At 68.4% G+C, this 16543-nt stretch carries 23 protein-coding genes; 1 reads left to right on the top strand and 22 read right to left on the bottom strand.

Features of this window, described 5'->3' with window-relative positions; all coding sequences use genetic code 11:
- Positions 1 to 2: 2 nt before the first annotated feature.
- The 22 genes from BSB02_RS29020 to BSB02_RS39995 all read right to left on the bottom strand — a co-directional run bounded on the left by BSB02_RS29020 (position 3) and on the right by BSB02_RS39995 (position 15616).
- Positions 3 to 623 (bottom strand): hypothetical protein, encoded by a 621-nt coding sequence (locus BSB02_RS29020; protein ID WP_084963756.1) that lies wholly within the window; start codon positions 621 to 623, stop codon positions 3 to 5.
- Positions 624 to 1655, bottom strand: a complete 1032-nt coding sequence (locus tag BSB02_RS29015; RefSeq protein WP_084963755.1) for a phage tail tube protein — start codon at positions 1653 to 1655, stop codon at positions 624 to 626.
- Positions 1656 to 1657: 2 nt separating this feature from the next.
- Positions 1658 to 1867 (bottom strand): hypothetical protein, encoded by a 210-nt coding sequence (locus tag BSB02_RS29010; RefSeq protein WP_084963754.1) that lies wholly within the window; start codon positions 1865 to 1867, stop codon positions 1658 to 1660.
- A gap of 14 nt (positions 1868 to 1881) precedes the next feature.
- Positions 1882 to 2340 (bottom strand): hypothetical protein, encoded by a 459-nt coding sequence (locus BSB02_RS29005; protein WP_084963753.1) that lies wholly within the window; start codon positions 2338 to 2340, stop codon positions 1882 to 1884.
- Complete coding sequence (locus BSB02_RS29000; RefSeq protein ID WP_084963752.1) at positions 2337 to 3140, bottom strand: head-tail connector protein; 804 nt, start codon at positions 3138 to 3140, stop codon at positions 2337 to 2339. Before BSB02_RS29000 ends, BSB02_RS29005 begins: the two co-directional genes overlap by 4 nt.
- Positions 3137 to 4357 carry a hypothetical protein gene (locus BSB02_RS28995; RefSeq protein ID WP_084963751.1) on the bottom strand — a complete coding sequence of 407 codons (1221 nt, stop codon included), beginning with the start codon at positions 4355 to 4357 and terminating at the stop codon, positions 3137 to 3139. The genes BSB02_RS29000 and BSB02_RS28995 overlap by 4 nt, the downstream gene beginning before the upstream one ends.
- Before the next feature lie 13 nt (positions 4358 to 4370).
- On the bottom strand, positions 4371 to 6050 hold the full coding sequence (locus BSB02_RS28990) for an SGNH/GDSL hydrolase family protein (protein ID WP_143591288.1): 1680 nt from the start codon (positions 6048 to 6050) through the stop codon (positions 4371 to 4373).
- A 32-nt stretch (positions 6051 to 6082) separates the two neighbouring features.
- Positions 6083 to 6466 carry a hypothetical protein gene (locus BSB02_RS28985; protein ID WP_084963749.1) on the bottom strand — a complete coding sequence of 128 codons (384 nt, stop codon included), beginning with the start codon at positions 6464 to 6466 and terminating at the stop codon, positions 6083 to 6085.
- Between the two features lie 81 nt (positions 6467 to 6547).
- Positions 6548 to 6862, bottom strand: coding sequence for a hypothetical protein (locus BSB02_RS28980; protein WP_158088749.1), 315 nt, complete (start codon positions 6860 to 6862; stop codon positions 6548 to 6550).
- A 319-nt stretch (positions 6863 to 7181) separates the two neighbouring features.
- Positions 7182 to 7850: a phage tail fiber protein gene (locus BSB02_RS28975; RefSeq protein ID WP_084963747.1), complete on the bottom strand. Its 669-nt coding sequence runs from the start codon at positions 7848 to 7850 to the stop codon at positions 7182 to 7184.
- A 59-nt stretch (positions 7851 to 7909) separates the two neighbouring features.
- Positions 7910 to 8122: a hypothetical protein gene (locus tag BSB02_RS28970; protein ID WP_143591286.1), complete on the bottom strand. Its 213-nt coding sequence runs from the start codon at positions 8120 to 8122 to the stop codon at positions 7910 to 7912.
- Positions 8123 to 8130: 8 nt separating this feature from the next.
- Positions 8131 to 8538: a hypothetical protein gene (locus BSB02_RS28965; protein WP_084963745.1), complete on the bottom strand. Its 408-nt coding sequence runs from the start codon at positions 8536 to 8538 to the stop codon at positions 8131 to 8133.
- An 11-nt stretch (positions 8539 to 8549) separates the two neighbouring features.
- Positions 8550 to 9791 (bottom strand): phage major capsid protein, encoded by a 1242-nt coding sequence (locus tag BSB02_RS28960; RefSeq protein ID WP_084963744.1) that lies wholly within the window; start codon positions 9789 to 9791, stop codon positions 8550 to 8552.
- Positions 9792 to 9858: 67 nt separating this feature from the next.
- Positions 9859 to 10650 (bottom strand): HK97 family phage prohead protease, encoded by a 792-nt coding sequence (locus tag BSB02_RS28955; RefSeq protein ID WP_084963743.1) that lies wholly within the window; start codon positions 10648 to 10650, stop codon positions 9859 to 9861.
- The gene (locus tag BSB02_RS28950) at positions 10647 to 11897 is read right to left on the bottom strand and encodes a phage portal protein (RefSeq protein WP_084963742.1); all 1251 of its coding nucleotides are present in this window, start codon (positions 11895 to 11897) and stop codon (positions 10647 to 10649) included. The genes BSB02_RS28955 and BSB02_RS28950 overlap by 4 nt, the downstream gene beginning before the upstream one ends.
- Positions 11894 to 12112, bottom strand: a complete 219-nt coding sequence (locus BSB02_RS28945) for a hypothetical protein (protein WP_084963741.1) — start codon at positions 12110 to 12112, stop codon at positions 11894 to 11896. The genes BSB02_RS28950 and BSB02_RS28945 overlap by 4 nt, the downstream gene beginning before the upstream one ends.
- Before the next feature lie 10 nt (positions 12113 to 12122).
- Positions 12123 to 13595: a terminase large subunit gene (locus BSB02_RS28940; protein ID WP_084963740.1), complete on the bottom strand. Its 1473-nt coding sequence runs from the start codon at positions 13593 to 13595 to the stop codon at positions 12123 to 12125.
- Positions 13592 to 13837 carry a hypothetical protein gene (locus BSB02_RS28935; protein WP_143591284.1) on the bottom strand — a complete coding sequence of 82 codons (246 nt, stop codon included), beginning with the start codon at positions 13835 to 13837 and terminating at the stop codon, positions 13592 to 13594. Before BSB02_RS28935 ends, BSB02_RS28940 begins: the two co-directional genes overlap by 4 nt.
- Positions 13838 to 14130: 293 nt before the next feature.
- Positions 14131 to 14562: an AAA family ATPase gene (locus tag BSB02_RS28930; protein WP_084963738.1), complete on the bottom strand. Its 432-nt coding sequence runs from the start codon at positions 14560 to 14562 to the stop codon at positions 14131 to 14133.
- Positions 14562 to 14834: an HNH endonuclease gene (locus BSB02_RS28925; protein ID WP_084963737.1), complete on the bottom strand. Its 273-nt coding sequence runs from the start codon at positions 14832 to 14834 to the stop codon at positions 14562 to 14564. Before BSB02_RS28925 ends, BSB02_RS28930 begins: the two co-directional genes overlap by 1 nt.
- 185 nt (positions 14835 to 15019) lie before the next feature.
- Positions 15020 to 15253: a hypothetical protein gene (locus BSB02_RS28920; protein WP_084963736.1), complete on the bottom strand. Its 234-nt coding sequence runs from the start codon at positions 15251 to 15253 to the stop codon at positions 15020 to 15022.
- Between the two features lie 126 nt (positions 15254 to 15379).
- A complete protein-coding gene (locus BSB02_RS39995; RefSeq protein WP_143591282.1) occupies positions 15380 to 15616 on the bottom strand; it encodes a hypothetical protein in 237 nt (78 codons plus the stop codon).
- A gap of 112 nt (positions 15617 to 15728) precedes the next feature.
- Between BSB02_RS39995 and BSB02_RS28915 the strand changes: the two genes are divergently transcribed.
- Positions 15729 to 16543, top strand: an 815-nt coding sequence (locus BSB02_RS28915) for a hypothetical protein (protein WP_143591280.1), incomplete at its 3' end; no start/stop codon positions are given.

Here is a 16543-nt window from a genome sequence, read left to right as displayed (position 1 = left end):
GCCTATCCTTCGATCTTGTCGGCGATGTCGTCCATCGCCTTGAGGATGTCGTTGCGCACCTTCGGGGCGTGCCGGCGGATGGTCACCTCGAACCAGGGCTGGCCGCGCTGGTGCACCCACTTCTTGCGGTTGCCGAACACGGGGTGCCGCCAGCCCTTCTCCGAGTCGAGATGCCTCGGCAATGTGCGCTGGTCCTGCGGCATCTTGGAGGCATCGACCTCGATTCGCACCCGCGCCGACCGGCTGCCCGTCTTGGTCACCAGGCGCAGGGACCGGGCGATCGTGTCCCGCAGGCCGGAGCCCCGCCGGGCACGGTCCTGGATCTTCGCTTCCTGTGCTTCGAGCTCATCGGAGCCGAGCTCGTCATCGCTGGCCCGGTCGAGAACCCTGTCGAACCGGTCCCGGAACGCCTTGGTCTCCCGCTGCTTGCGGCCACCGCCACGCGACCCGGTCACCGGGATGGTGCGCACCGCCCGACGCGTGTCCTGCAACGCCGGCCGCGCGGCCGTCCGGATCGCTTTCAGCAGCTCCTTACGCAGCCCCTTGCCCTGATCGCCCGCACCCTTGAGGCGCTTGGCCAGGTCGCCGAGCTGCTCGGAGCCGGTGATGCGAACGTCGACCACTTACAGCGCCGTGTCCGTCGACACGATCTTGATCTGGATCGGCGCGTTCACCTCGTCGTCGTAGGCCTCGAAGCTGGTGGTCATCTGCACCACATCCGGCCCCTCGACCGTGGGAGACGCTTCCTTCAGCTTGCAGGCCGGCATGATGAAGCTGAGGAAGAAGTTGTTGCCACCGCCAGAGGGGATCGCCGCACCCGTCAAGGCGAGCTCGATCGCCGTGGTGGTGTTGTTCTTCATCAAGTCATACAGCTCGGTGCGATTGAACTCCGCCGTCAGCGACCCGGTGATCGTCGGGGTGTCGTTCTCCAACTGCTCCCTTTTGACCCCGCTGTTGCCGATGCCGTACCGCTCGGTCGCCAGCGGGTTCTCGCCCTTGATCGAGATTTCCTTGATGATGGTCGTCACGGCGGTGCCGCCGGTGATGCTCATCTCACCCGACGCGGTCGACGCGGTGCCGCCCAGCTTGAGGACCGCTTGCTGGAAGTTCCAGACCTCGGCGCCAGCGACGAAGGACGCGGTCGCCAGCGCGGTCGCCGTCGACTCGTCCCATCCATCGACCTCCAGGCTGAGGGTGGCGATCTCACTGTCGGAGAGCTTGAACTCCCAGCCCTTGAACTTGCAGCCGGAGTACGTGTGCGCCCGCACCGTCCCCGACGGCTCCGGCCGGCCCACCTGGATCGTCAGGCTCTTGCCGACGAACCCGCCCGGCGTGTGGATCTGCTTGTAGGCCGACGTGGCGGCGATCTGCTGCGGCGCGCCGGTCGAGCCCAGCATGTGGGCGACGAGCAAGCCCATGCCCTTGGTCGCCCACTCCAGCTCCAGCGAGCCCTCGACCGTCTTGCGGGACTGCACCAGGCGGGAGGCTCGCTTGTACTTACGGCCCACCCGGAGGCCCGTCGGTTCGACGAAGGTCGGCTTCCACGCGAGCTTTTCGTTGTTGAACTCGACGAACTTGGTGACCGTCACCGCGGTCCCCACGGTGGACTCCGCGGCGAAGCCCAGCTGTGCGTCAAGGCCGGTACCGGTCGGCATGATCAGTCACCCTTCTTCTTGGGCTCGTCCAGCAGCAGCCACGTGGCCTTCGGCCAGGCCCGCGCCTCATCCCCCGAGCCGACGACGTACGCGTCCTCCAGCTCCTCGGTCACCTCACCGTCGACCGTGGCGACCTCGTCCGCCTTCACCAGCGGCCCGTCGACCCGGCCGACACGGCGATCTTCGCCGCTGACGTTCTTGAACCTGGCCACCAGGCCCCTCCCTCTCACACGCGCGTCTTGACCGCGACCACGAACGGAATCCGGCACTCGATCCCCGACTGCCGCTGCGACTGGAACAGCTGACCTGACGCCATCTCCGCCAGCGTCGGCGGCGGCAACCCCAGCGACGGATCCGCGCGCAGCACCTCGCCCACCTCGCCGAGCAGCTCATACACGCGCTGCCGTACCGGCTGGACCTTCGTGCTGCCGCGCCACACGACCACCGCGCATGTGATCTGCACGGTCTCGTCGCGCTTCCTCTGGCCGATCCCCGCCCACTCCTGGGTGGACTCGGCAGCCTGCCCGTCACCCTCCGGGTTGCCGTCGTAGCCGATGAACACCGCCTCATTCAGCGGATCGTTCGTCACCGGCGGCCCGTCGACGACCTTCCCGGCCAGTCCCGGGTCGGCGCTGAGCAGCGTCACCAGGGCGTTGATGATGGCCGGGACGCGCGTCTCGGTCATGCGATCCCCGGTGGCTGATCGCCGAGCAGCTCCACGGCACGGCGGGGGATCGTGAACCCGAACCGCGGGTCGTACACCTCGTCGCTGCCGCCGACGCGGACCCCGCCCATGGTGCCGCGCTGGGTTTCCCACATGTGCTGCAACAGGATCTTCGCCGCCTGCGAGACGTGCGGTGGGATCTCCAACCGGCCCGGCACATACGTCACACGGAACGGTCCGCACATGAAGCCGCCGTCTTTGCGCTGAACGATCCCGGTCGGCCCATCCAGGTCGAGATCAGCCACGGCCTGGTCCACGCCGCCCGATTCGATCGCCACCACCGAGGTCAGCGACAGCACGGGGGCGTGATTGAGTGCCAGTGCATACCCGCCCGCATGCTTCTCGACCACCGTGCGGCGCACCAGCGCCCCGACGTAGCGCTCACAGATCTCCGTCACGCTGCGCAGGTAGTCCTGGATCTCCTCGTCGTCTTCGGTGTCCGACAGGTCGATGTTCAGCTGTTTCTTCGCCGCGACGAGGCTAATGACTCCCGCCTCCGCCCACTGGGCGGCGACATCGAAGGACTCCTCGTCCGCACCGACCGGCCCTGTCGTGGTCCACCGGGCGATGTGCCGCCCAGCCTGCGCCGAGGTGTAGTCGTAGTGGTAGAGCCCGATGCCATCGTTGACTGGCGTAAACGGCCCGTCCGTCGTGCCGTCTGGGCGAAGAATCGTCAACGAGATCGTCGTCGCGTTGGTGAGCGTGCCGTTGACGCGCACTTCGGTCGACAACCGCGCCGCGGCGCCAAAGGCGAACGTCATCCCGACCTCCCTCCCAGTTCGATCAGCGGATGGGACGAGGCCGACAACGTCGACAGCAGCTCCGACCGGCCCGCCACCTGCATCGCTGACGCGGCCGACAGCGACAAGCGGACAGCAGACCCCGCGGACGGCGACAGCCGCGCCGGAGCGTTGGCGGCCGTCGGCATCGTGTAGGCGGCCAGCAGCAGATGCGCCTGCCCGCTCACAGCTGCGGTACGGCGGCCAGTGCCGGCGGCTGCCAGCGCCAGAACCCCGCGGCCGGCAACCGAGGCGCGGCGCCTGCCCGTCGCCTGCCCAACGACGGCCAGCGGCGCGCTGGCGACGGCGTGCCGTACCGGACGGCCAGCCGCCGCCGGATACAGCAGGACGACGCCCGCGCCGGAGGCGGCCGTGCGGCGCACTGCGGCGGCGGTGGCCGCACAGCACAACGCCGCGGTGGCGATGACCGCCCGCACGTAGGTCTGCGTCTGCCAGCCGACCAGCACGACAGGGGCGAACCCCGCGGCCGACGTCGTCTTGCGGGCGCTGCTCGCCGCGGCGAGCACCAGCTGCCCGGCCACGACCGCCGGCGCCGTCTTGGCCACGCTGGCATGTCCGGCCAGGGCGAGGTGAGCCTGTCCGGCCGCCGCTGCCGCCCGCCTGCCGGAGGCGAAGGAGACCAGCGTCTGGCATGCACGGCCAGTCGCGGGGGCGGTCTTGCGCCCGGCTGCGGTGGCCGCCGCCGCCAGCGCGGCGCGACCTGACCCCGCACCAGCCTTACGTCCGCCAGCGGTCGCGGCGGCGGCCAGAACGCCCCGTACGGCAGGTGTGGCCGCCTTCCGGACGGTCACCGTGCCGACCGCGGCGACCGGCGCTGTGACGGCCCCGACAGCTCGCCGTACGGCCACCGCAGTCGCCGACAGCCCCATCGGCGCCGAGCTAGTCGCCAGGCCGCGTTTGGCCGCCGTAGCGAGCCCAGCCGCTGCCACGGCGGCCGCCGACGTCGCGTGTGCCGCCTTCCGCGGGGTGGACGTGGCGGTCAGCGCCGCATGCCCACGCGCGGTCGCTGCCCCCTGCTTCCGTGTCGAGGCGACGCCAGCCAGCGCCAGCTGCGCGTGGCACGAGACTGCCACCCGCTTGCCGACCGTCGCCTGGCCCGCCAGCGCGGCATAGGCGCGACCTGTGGCGGCGACGCCGGGTCCGGTGGTGCTGGAGCGCGGCAGCAGCAGGATCGGCACCGCGCCCCCTCGGCTAGTTGATCAGGACGCCGACGTATGGGCAGTTGTCCGACAGTGCCGCCCCGGCCGGGAAGGTAGCGGGTAGTACGCCGGTGCCTTGGCCGGTGAGTTTCCACCCGGACGGGGTGATGGACCCGGCGCCGCCCGTGGACAGGTTCGGCAGCAGCAGCGACGGGCCCTTCAACGTGCGGAACGTGTGCGAGGTGCCCACGGCGGTGAACTTGATCACCAGCCAGTAGACGCCAGGATCCAGCGGCTGGTTGAGGCTGCCGGTGCCGGACGCGGGCGACATCTTCACCCCGGCGCCGGTGGTGATGGTGAACGCCCCCGAGGCGGTGGGCTCAGTCACGAGACACATCGGGTATCCGCTGGCGCCGATGTCGTCGTAGATGCCCCACCGGATGCTCGTGCCCGTCACGCTCGCGATCGCCTCCACCGCGAACCGGATCCAGCGCTCGCGTGAGCCGGTCACCTGGATCGGCAGGGCGAACATGTCGCCCGCCACCGCCGTGTAGGTGGCGCCGATGCCTGCACTGTCGGCGGTGTACCAATGCCCGGACAGGCGAGGCCGGAGCAGCTGCCCGGAGCGGGGGGCAGACACGTTGAGGTGCGCTGCGTTCCCCAGGCTGGTGGTCGGGGTGAGCCGCTTCGTGGCGGCCAGCAACGCATCGGCGATGCGCGCGGCGCCGAACTCGTTCGGATGTACGCCGTCGGTGAAGATCAGGGAGGCGTCCTTGTTGAGCGCCGCGTCCAAGTCCGCGATCTGCACCATGCCGTCGAACTCGGCGACAACGTCCGCGATCGCCTGGTTCCAGGTGGCCACGTCTGCATCCGTGACCGTATTCGGGTAGGAGGCATACCCGGCCGCCGTCAGCCGCGCGATGTTGCACACGATCACCGGAGGTGGATTCGTCGCCTCGATCCACCAGCAATCGAACTCGGCCGCGCCCGACGCGTCGATGCTGGTCGCGGTCATGACGATGGTCTGGCCCGCATTCGCCGCGGTCAGGTTCGTGATCCGCCGCACAACCGGGCAATGCGACCCGGACGGCATGATGTTCGACGTCGACAACGTACCGGTGACGCCAGCGGTGCCACTGAAAGTGATCGTTGCGCCGAACGCTCCCGCGGCGCCCACCCAGCAGACCACGACCGGCTCGCCGCCGTAATCACTAGGCAGCGTGATCGTGATCGTCGCGTTCGTCGTCGAGGTCGCGCGGTGGATGGACGTGCCGGACGAGAACTCCGATGTGCCGCCGGACTCGGTGAACCCGGCACCGTAGCTGATCTGGCCCGGCGACGTGCCCAGGTTGTAGTTGTTCTCCCGGATGCTGCTGGCCCGCCAGCGGGAGATGCAGGTCCGCAGCGCATGCTGGAAGGCGGTCCGCAGCTGCGTCGTGACGCCCTTGTTGCCCATGTCGTTGATGCCGTAGCACAGCACCGCCGCGCCGCCGTCAGCGGCGTAGGGCGCGGTCCGCTGGCTCCTGGTGACCTCCTGCAGCACGCGGGCGTAACCGCCGTGCTGACGCCCTTCCTGTGTGAGCATTGCCCCTGTTGAGGCGTAGTTCCTCCAGTTGTTGTGCTCGATGTCCATCGAGCCACGGAAGATCGCGTCAGCCCTCCCGGTTTGCCACAGGGTCCCGACTGTGAAGATGAGGTAGCTGTGGCCGAACACGTTCCAGTAGTCCGGCACCTGCCGCAGGGGACCCGGTGAAACACCCATGGTCAGCTCGCCGTCGCCAGAGTCGAGACGATCGTGCCCCCGCCGGACGCCCCCAGCATGCTGATGGCCAGCGTGGTCATCTCGGCGGGCACCTCATACCGATCGCCAGGGTCCAGATACCAGTGGTGGCTGCTCGCGGTCGGCGCCGTCGAGTCGAACCGCAGGTACACGCGAGCCGATGCGAGACTCACCATAGCCACCGCCACCCGCCCCGCATCAGCAGGGATCTGGCCCGTCGAGGCGGTCGTCGACACCGTCCACGTGTTCGTGGTCACCGCGGTGGCGCGAGCCTCCCGCACGATCTGCTGATGGTCGCCACCGGCCACGGCGTACGTGTCGATGTTCGCCCCGCTGCCCGGCGTGATCGGGACGGCGCTATCAGCCACGACACCTCCCGGGAGCGTCCAGATGATGCGTCGGCGCGAGCGTCGCGGCGGCAGAGGGCCAGGCCCGAACAGCGGCATCGATCACAGCTCTCGCACCCAGATCGTCCCGGAGAACACCGCGTCGTCCGCCAGCGCCGTCAGCAGGCGCACGCAGATCGTGCCGTCGGGTTGCGCGGCCTTCGGCCGCATCACCTCCGGGTAGACCTCCTCGAGCCCGCCGCGGATGTTGAAGGTGTCCGCCACCAAGGTGACCGGCGTCCCAGCCGAGGCTGGAGTGGAGGAGACGACCTTCGCGATGAACGAGGCGGCCCCGTCGGAGGGGTCCAGCGGACGGGGCGTGGTGGCCGTGCCGTTGCCGGTCGCGGCATGGCCGCGCACGACCGCCCGTGTAGGCACAGATGCTGCCGACCAGCTCGGTCCCGGCGCTCACCGTCCAGATGTACGAGGACGGCGGAGAATCACCAACCACGTGCATCCAGCAGTTGACACGGACACCGGTCGCACCCGATCCCGGGTCATGATCGCCGCGCACCAGCGACCAGCCGGAGGGCTCCGTCTGCGTGATGTCGCCGCCGACCGCCGTCACGTTCGTGATCACGGCGAACAGCACATCGTTGACGGCCACCCCAGGCGGGGCCGGCACCTCCAGCGAAGTGTTGGCGCCGAACCCGGATGTCGCCCCACTGGCGGACCGAAACCCAATCGCCACGGCAGGCTAAATGCCGGTCGCGTCCAGCACGATCGCACCAGCGGCGACCGTGAGCTGCCCCTGCGACGCATACACCTCGGGCACGATCTTCTGGAAGAAGCCCTCACCGCCGCCCAACGCGGTGATGTCCACAGGCGCACCGCCGGAGGTGGTGGACACCTTGAAACTGTTGGCCGTGGAGTTCACCACGTAGTAGAGGGCACCCTCCGTCAACCCGGTCGGCAGCGACTCGGCGAACGTGTTGAACAACTGGACCCGGTCGCCGTCGGCGAGGCCGTGCGCCACCGACAGCAGCGCATCGTTCGCCAGCGTCGTGTCGACCGAGAAGAACCCCTTCACCGTGCCGTTGATCGGCGCGTACCCCAGATAGTTGTTGCTGTTGCCGGTCGCAGCGTTCCAGAAGGTGAGGAACCCGACAGTGGAGCCGGCGGGGATGTCGAACGTCAACGCCCCCGTGTTGGACACCTGACCCGGCCCGGGCGTACCCGGCGTACCCCAGGCGACCGCCTGCCGGGCGTAGGCGGGGCTGCCACCAGATACCTCGCCGGCGCTGGCGTTGGCACCCGTGCCGGGATCGGTCAGCGTATGCACGCCGATGTGCGTGATCGCGCCCGCGATCCCGCCGCCCGTACCCGACTTCAGGGCGTTGTTCTGGCTGGTCAGATTGAAGGGCATGCCACCTCCCAGGCACAGCGAGGAGGCCACCCCAAGACGGGGCGGCCTCCTGCGACGACTTAGTCAGACTTGCGTGCGCGTGACGCGCGGGACTTGGTGGCCGTCGTCTCCTGCGCCGGCTCGCTAGCCTCGGGCGCCTCAGCACGATCCGACCGCACCAGCTCAGCAAGCCCGTTGTGGCACCAGGTGGCGGCGATGTCCCCGGGCAGGTCCACCAGGTCGCCCGGCTTGTGCTCGTAGCTGGTGAACCTGATCGCATCCAGGATCCGCACCCGAGGCATCAGGACCTCGCCACCGGCGCGTTCCGCGGATCGCCCAGGATCACCACCGCGCCGACCGCGCCGCCGGTGGTAGCGCCCGTGGTCACCACCTGAGCGCGCACGTAGCGCTTGGTGCCGATGTACCCGACGTCGGCGGTGCTGTTGGCGTTCGCGGACGTGAACGACGGCTCCGTACCCAGCAGAGCCGACGCCGGGGCATCGGCCCAGGTGCTGTTGTCGTCGGACTCCTGGACATTGACAGCGTGGGTGCCGTCGGTGATCGCGCCCGCCACGGCGACGATCATGACGGCGTTGGCCATGTTGCCGAACTGGGCACGGTCCACGCCGGTGCCGCTGACGGTGCCGTTGGTGCGGTTGGCCACAGCCACGCTGTGGCGAGAAAGGGCGTTGTTGTACAGGTCCTTCACGACGGATCTCCTTAGGACGCCGGCGAGACGAGGATGCGGAGGGCCGAAGCGTCGTCGACCTTGCCGTCCAGCCGGGAGAAGCCGAGGAACCCGACCTGCAGGAAGTCGGCGTACCGCTCGGTGAGCCGGAGCGCCTGGATACCCTGCACCTGGCGCACGACGTAACCGGCCTGGAAGTCGCCGAACGCGACGCTCTTGGAGTTCACGGCGACCGCGGGCATCGAGTTGTCGACGGTGTACTCGTAGCCGTTGATCGTGGGCGGGAAGCCCGGCGCCGGGATCGGCACCCACAGCGGACGGCCCTGGCTGTCCTTGAGTTTGCGGATGTGCTTGAGCGCGCTGTCGTGCAGCACATACCGCGCCCGCGCCCGATAGGCCGGGTCGACGGAGTGCTCCAGGTCCACCAGGTCGTTGTAGGCGTACGCCGTACCCGACGCGATGGTGCCGGTGCCGGTGGCGCCCGTGGCCACGTTCTGCGTGATGCCCTCGGGCTGGTCGATGCCAGTGCCCTGGGTGAACGCCCGGGCAGCGCGGCGGCCGATCCGCTCACCGAGCTTGCGCGGCAGCCACGTGTCCAGATCGAACGCCGAGTCCTGCAGCAGCTGGATCGCCACACGCACGATCTTGCTGTTGACCGTGTGAGCCTGCAGCTTGCGCTGACCGAAGGTGACGTCCTGGCTGCCCAGCTGGGTGTTCTCCGCGAGGAACTCGCCCTCGTTGCCGGTGTCGTCGTTGGTCGGCCACGGCAGATCCGCACCCGTCGAGGTGGTGATGACCGTGCACACGGCGAGCAGACCGCCGTACGCCTTCATCGTCTCGGTGACGATGTTGCGGAACCCCTCGGGCACCAGATAGCCGCCCAGCGTGTCGTTGGCGGCGCCCTGGTCGCGAGCCTCGAACCGCTGCATCAGCAGCTGCTGATCCTCACCCGTCAGGGCGCTCATGCCGCGGCGCAGGTAGGTGTTGAACGCCTCGGCGTACCGCTTGTCCCGCTCAGCCGTCGCGTCCTGATGGTCCTCACCGCCACCGGCGACGACGACCTGGGAGCGGTCCACCTTGTCGAGCTTGGTGAACCGCTCCAGCCGCTCGATGTCGCCCGACACCTCGGTCAGGCGCGCCTCGGCGGCATCCCAGTTGGCCCGCTCCTCGGCGGTCAGGTCGCGGTTCTCGGACTCGGCGGCGGCGCGGATGTCGTTCATCCGCTGCCAGACGGCGTTCTGCTCGTCAATGAGCCGCTTGAGCTGATCGCTCATCCGGATTCCCCTTTCGAGGGCATACCGACAGCCCGCACGTCGGGTGCGGGGTCGTGATCGTGTTGGGTCAGGCGGGGTGCTTCAGCCCGTAGCGGGCGGCAAGGCCCCGCATCGCCAGGTCGACCGTGTCGAGATGCCGCCGAGTGGGGTGCTCCGGCTCGGTGGTCTCGTCAGCGCGAGTGGACTCACCCGGCTCGCGTGTGACGACCTGCAGCAAGTCCCGAAGCTCGGGACGGTAGGCGGCGCGACGCTCGATCGCGCCGACGTCGGCCCGCAACGCGAGAGCCGACGCCACGCTCTTCAGCTCGGCCTCGGTGTCGACGAAGGCCGGGAAGGTGACCGCGGAGACCTCGATGAGCCGCACCTCCTGAACGGTGCGCAGCTCCGCCTGGTAGACTCGAACCTTGCCGTCGTCGCCTTCCTCCTCGACCTCGATCATCGTCCAGGTGTCCTTGACGACGTAGAAGCCGATGGACATGCCCGTGATGTTGCCGTTGCGCAGGTTGGCCTTCAGGTCCCGCACGTACGACAGCTCGTCGTCCAGAGCGCTGTCGACCTCCAGGCCGCGCGCCGACTGGGCGAGCTTCAGCGTGTCAGCCGACACGCGGGAGACCACGTAGTAGGAGTCGTGGTCGATCAGCATCCGCTGATCCCCCTCCTGCAGGGTCTTGGTGAAGCAGCCCGGCATGAACTCCTCGAAGAACCCCCAGGTCTTGGGGTTGCCGATCGGCGCCCGCACGTTGAACGGGCTGGCCAGGCCGACGAACCGCTCGGTCCCGGCGTCATCGGCGCGCAGCTCGGCGCCGGTCGCCGTCAGAGCGAGGCGACGGCGCTCCTCGGTGGTCACGGTCAGCGTCATTCGCCGTCCTCGCCTTCCTCATCATCAACAGGCTCGTCGTCCGGATCGTCGTTGGTGGGGTCGCTGCCGAGCGGCGCCATGTTGAGCGGCTGGAGGTAGGTGTCGCCCTCCGGAATCGGCGGCAGATCCTCAAGATCGCGGATGTCGTTCGCGGAGAACGCGCCCACCTCGCGCATCACCCGGTAGAACTCCGCCCGCGCCCGGCTGTCACCCCGCAGCAGCCCCTCAACCTTGTAACGGGCCTCCACACCCGCGCCCAGCAGCTCCTTGGTGATGCGCTGCTCGGTCGGCGCCAGCCACGTCGGCTGCAAGTCGAACTTGGTCCAGCCGATCGCCTGCTGCTCCAACCCCGTCCCCCACGAGGTGGACTTGGCCGTGAGGCCCATCAGGAAGTGCGGTACACCGAACCAGCGGGCGATCTCCTCCACCTCAAACAGCCGCGACTCCAGGAACTGGGAGTCCTTCGCCGGCAGGGACACCGGCTTGAAGCTGGCGCCCGAGTCGAGCACCGCGACGTCGTGGGCCTTGTCCAGGCCAGACATCTTGGCCTTCCACCGCTGCTTGAGCGCGTCGGCCTGGTCGGGGGTGAGCCGCTGCTCGGTCTGCAGAATGCCCGACATGAGGTTGCCGCTACCGAACAACTTCGCCCCATACTCCTCCGCGGCCAACCCCAGGCCGATCGCCTGAGCCGCAGCCCGCACCGGAGAGACGCCGCACACCCCGTCGTAGCCCATGCCGGGCAGGTGCAGGACCTCGCGCGGCGTCAGGATGTGCTGCGTGCCCCAGTCGTCGGTGACGTCGAACAGCTTCCCGCTCGGATTCGCCTCCGTCGGCCGGAACCGCTCCACCCGCACCCGGTCCGGCGTGATCGGCCACAGCTCCCGAACCCGACCGCCACCATCACGCAGCTTCTGCACATACGCGTTGCCCCACAGACACCGATGCACGAACGTCAGCCGCCACACCTCGAGCGCCGTCAGCTCAGGATGCGGATTCCGCAGCAGCTGCGACGCCACACGCGTATGCGTCCCGTCGCGGTAGACGTGCAGCGGAAGCGCCGAGCTCACGCCAGAGATCAGCGCCGTGCATCGGAAGACCGCCGAGAACGCGAGCGCACCCTTCTCCGTCACCCGCTTCCCGGACGCGGTGCGCGGGCCACCCATCCAGTCCAGCAACGTCGCCGACGTCAGCGGCACCGCCGGATTCTCCGGCGACCGCAGCTCCGCCAGACCGCGCAGGATCGTCACTTCTGCTCAGCCTTCGCCGCCAGCCAGGTACGGAGGAGCCGCTCGACGAAGCCGTGCCCCGCGTTGCCCTCCCGCTTGGCCTTCCGTGCGCTGCGCACGTTGGCCACCAGCAGCAACACCAGCCCGGCCACCAACAGTGCCGCGGGCGGCCACACGAAGTAGGCGAACGCGATCAGCAGCCCGAACCCAGCGGTTTCGATCAGGTTGTCGGCCACACGATCTCCTTCACCACAGGTTCGGCGGTGCGTCTTCCTCGACATGACCCCTGGTTGCGAACCCCCACGCGGCGAGGGTTGCGGCCACGAGCGGCGAGATATCCGCGCTCGCGGCCTTGCTGTCCCACGCCCGCGCATCACCCAGCGGCCGCGTCACCGCGGCGGCCACCGCCGCGTCCAGCGCCGGGTGCGGGAGCACGCGGATGGTCGGCTCGCCCTCCTCGGGCATCACCCCGTCGATCAGCTGGCCGAACGCGTGCCCGACCTCGCGCGCCGTCGGCTTCACGACCTCCAGCCCGAGCTCCTCCAGCGGCGCGATCAGCGAGCCCGCCGGCGAACCGGCGTCCACCACCAGCGCGCACGGATCCCACCGCTCGACGAGGGTCTTGGCCCGCTCCGGCACCCAGCCCGTGCCCGGCCGGTGATCGACCACTTCAACATGCGTCAGCCCGTCAGCACGCCGGCCCGCCGTCGCGATCGCCGCCCACGACCTGTCCGGGCTCACGTGGATGGCGAACGCCACCCGGCCGACGGGCTCGGACTGTTCGTCCGCCACGGCCCGCCACCGCGGCTCCGGGATGACCGCCCACTGGTCCGCCGCATCCGTCGGCCAGTTCCCCACGCCCAGGCGCTCGCGCAGGAAGCCCTTCGCCCCCATCGAGGCGTGCTCCCGGGCCACATGCTCCTGACTGATGCGGATCCCGAGCGCAGGGTTCGCCTTCGCCCAGGACGCCGGATCCGCAGGATCGTCATGCTCGGTGCACCCCTCGCCGCACTCGGGCGTGTGAGGCTCGATCGACCACTCGAAGTACGCCAGCGACGGGTCATCACCCTTGATGCCACGCCGCCGCACCCGTGCGAGCTGCTCGCACGGCGCGATGTCCTTGTCACCCGGGCTCGAGCCGTACCACAGCTGCGGATTCGGCCGCGCCGAAAGCGTCGGCATCAGCGCGTCGACGGCGACCTCGGGCAGGTTGAACGCCTCGTTGAGGATCACGCAGTCGCCACTGAAGCCGCGGCCCGAGCCGGTCGTGCGCGCCACGAACCGCAGCCGCTGGCCCGTCAGCAGCTCCACGCACTCCTCGCCATGCGAGGTGCGGATCCGCCTCACCCGACGGCGCAGCGTGTCCACGTTCTCCAGCCAGAAAAGCACTCGGCGAAAATGCTCAAGCGTCGTTTTAAATTCGTGAGTGGAATGCAAAAGCAATTTCTCGCCGAAAAGAAACAATCCCGCGAGCTCGCGTGCCTCGAAGACCGAGTCCTTGCCGTTTTGCCTGCTGACAACGATGCCGACCTCGAACGCCGCCCACCGGCCGTTGTCGCGTTCCCCGAGGCTGTGGTGCATGATGAACTGCTGCCACGGGTCGAGCACTAGCCCGATCTGTGCGCACAGATCGATCGCTTCCTGGCCAGCCGACGACTGGTACGGCGGGATCGAAACGATCCGCGGGGTCTGCACCCCAAGCGCCAGCGCGCCGTTCACGCGCCCTTCCGGCGGTCCTCGCGCCGCTTCTGCAGCTCATCCACCGGGTCGCCGCTCTCCGCCTCCGGCTTGGCCAGCTTCGCCAACTCGGCGAGCGTCGCCCGCAACTGCGCATGCAGCATGCTCGCCGCGGCCGGCCGGATGTCCGGGACGCTCAGGCGTGCCGCCAGGTCCAGCGCGCTCGCCGCCAGCCCGGTGTCCTCTGCGATCCCCCAGCGCTCCAGGTCCGCACGGACCGCCACCTCGAGCACCTTCCGCGACCGACTACGAGGAGTCACCGAAACCTCCTCACGCAGCGTGACGCCCCATCCATCACTGTGAGTAGCGACCTTGAGGGCGATTACTTTCCGTAGCGGGGAGAGAAATGGGCGACTGGGTTTGGGGTCACCCATGCGTTGATGATCAACTCTGCAACCCCCCTTCCCTGGGCCTATGACCTGGGGTAATGCTCGTGCCCGGCGGTGCGCTTGGGGCGCTGCGCACTGCTTCGATCTGGATCATCACTGTGAGTGACAGTCGTGGTGATGACTCTGCGTTACCAGTGTCGTGATCGTCTCTGGGCTGGTTGCGTAGCGTGACGTGCGGCTGCGTACCAGCGCTCTGCGACGGCGACCATGGAGCGTGTTCTCTGTTCGGTGATGCGCTGCATGACGACGTCTCGACCAGGGTCGACGGTGACGATCTGAGCGTTGTGCTCTTCGTACTTGGCCAGGGCGTCGGCGGGCGGCAGCGTGTGGATGAGGTACACGTCCACGTCGGTGGTGTGCTTGAGCGCTTCCTGGATGGCTGCGGCTCTGGCTCGGTAGGCGATGTCGCGGATGATGCGGGCGTGCCCGTGTGATGGGGCCCGGATGGTGAGGGCGGCGGCGATCGCGTCGTAGTCGATGACGACGTCGCCCGGCTTGGCGCGCTCCCGCACCCAAGTGGTTTTGCCGGCCGCGGGTGGCCCGGTGATGACGTACAGCATTACCAGGCTCGGGATGTGCGAGGCGCAGGGAGTGCGGTCTTGTTGCCCTTGCTGCTGTTGCACTTGCGCCTGCACACGGGGCAGCCCTTGACTCCGTGTGCAGGCCGTAGGTTGGCGGGGTCGAGCGGGGCGCCGCCGAGGGTGAGCGGGATGACGTGGTCGACGGTGTCCGCGCCGCCGTGCCCGCATATCCAGCAGGTCTGGGAGGCGGCGAGGATCTGCGCCCGGATACGCCGCCAGGGCCGGCCGCCGCGTCCCTTGCTGCGTGGCATGGGTCCTCCGTCAGCCGGTCGCGAAGCAGCCGCATTCGTGCGGCCCGCGGTGTCGCCAGGCCCTCACGCAGCGGTGCCGCTTGCCGCCGTGGTCGGTGCAGCCTAAACCCCATTCGGCACAGCACAGGCGCGACGGGTTGTTCTTGCGGTGGGAGATGACGTTCACCTCCCGCCGCTGTCAGGGTCTAGCGGTCGCGGTCGAACACGATGTGCCAGCCGAGCCAGACCAGGCCGGCGAGGAATGCGATGCCGCCGGCGATTCCCCACGGCTTGCCGGGGTCGAGTCCGAGCCAGAGGCGGAGATGCCCTGACAGGGTGGCGTCCATGTCGCCGGAGGCGAGTGCCAGGCCTTCGATAACGCCGAAGCCGCCGAGGGTGACGCCGAGCCAGATGAGCCATGCCTTGGTGAATCGGCTCATGGCAACCTCCTGACATGCGAAAAGCCCGGTTGCATGTACCGGGCTTTCTTTCGCCGTGCCTGGCCTTGCCGTGTCCCGACCAGCCATGCCGTGACTGTGGAGACACGTCTCCTAACGGAGAGTTTCTCACAAACCTGCTTGCGCGATCAACAATCGGGCTATGACAGCGTGCGCTTTGCGTAGTTGCTCGCCGTCGTACACCTTGGCTGGTCGGCCACCGTACGGTCCGGGTGGCCGATTTCCGATGGACGGGATGTCGGCGAGGGTGATGAGTGCGCGGACCTGGGCGACGGTCATCTTGGGGTGGAGTTCGCGTGCGGCGTCCTCGACGGTCCAGAGCTCGGTGCGTACGGCCAGGTCCACGTCTCCATGATGCCTGGTGTGATCGCGGCGGTGCCGGGACAAGACGTCGAAATTCCGTCACGCTTCGCACCGATTTCCCCTACGGTAAGCATGTTGACCAGAGGGGGATACTTTGACGCCATCGGGACAGATTCGAGCGAAATTCCGGCAGGCACACCGCCACACGGCCGCGCTCCAACAGCACATCGCCGATTTCCTTGCACGCGAACCGTTCGAGGTGTTCGACGCCGAAGACCAGGAGACCGGCGACCTGATCTATGTCGTCAAGATCAAGGAGGAGCCACCCGACGACCTCAGTCTCGCCCTCGGTGACGCCGTCCATAACGCCCGCTCGGCTCTCGATCACATCGCCTGGCACCTCGTGCGGGCGAACGGACACACTCCAGACAGGAAAACGTATTTCCCCATCGGCAAGGATCCGCAGCACTACCGTCGTGTGCGATCGAGCTTGCGTGGCGCTTCGGCGCAGGTATTCGACTTGGTCGATAACACGATCAAGCCGTATCGCGGCGGCGACGACAGATTCGCCCTTCTCCATGACCTCGACATCGAGGACAAGCACCACATGATCGTGCCCGTAGGGGCGTCACATCGAAGCTTCAACCTCCACCTATCCGCGAAGCTGCCCCGGAGTGGCAAGGTCGTCGAGGCTCCAGTGGTTCAGATGGCCCCTGCAGACCGCCAGTATCCGCTCTCTGACGGTGCGGTAATTTTCCGCGTTGGCGCAGCAGCGCGGCATCCGAATGATCTCGTCTCCATGAAGTTCTCGTTCACGTTCGACCTATGCTTCAGCCCGGATTCGGCATCCGCCGGCGAGCCGATCATCCCGACTATTCCTGACCTGATCCAGGGGGTCGAGACTGCCGTATCCCCGCTGATCGAGCTACCAAAATGCGGGCCAGTGCTCCGGCCTTCAGGCCGGGGGTG

The sequence above is a fragment of the Thermoactinospora rubra genome, assembly GCF_002093975.1.
Classification (GTDB): Bacteria; Actinomycetota; Actinomycetes; order Streptosporangiales; family Streptosporangiaceae; genus Nonomuraea; species Nonomuraea rubra_A.
This window is presented reverse-complemented; position numbering and strand designations above follow the sequence as displayed.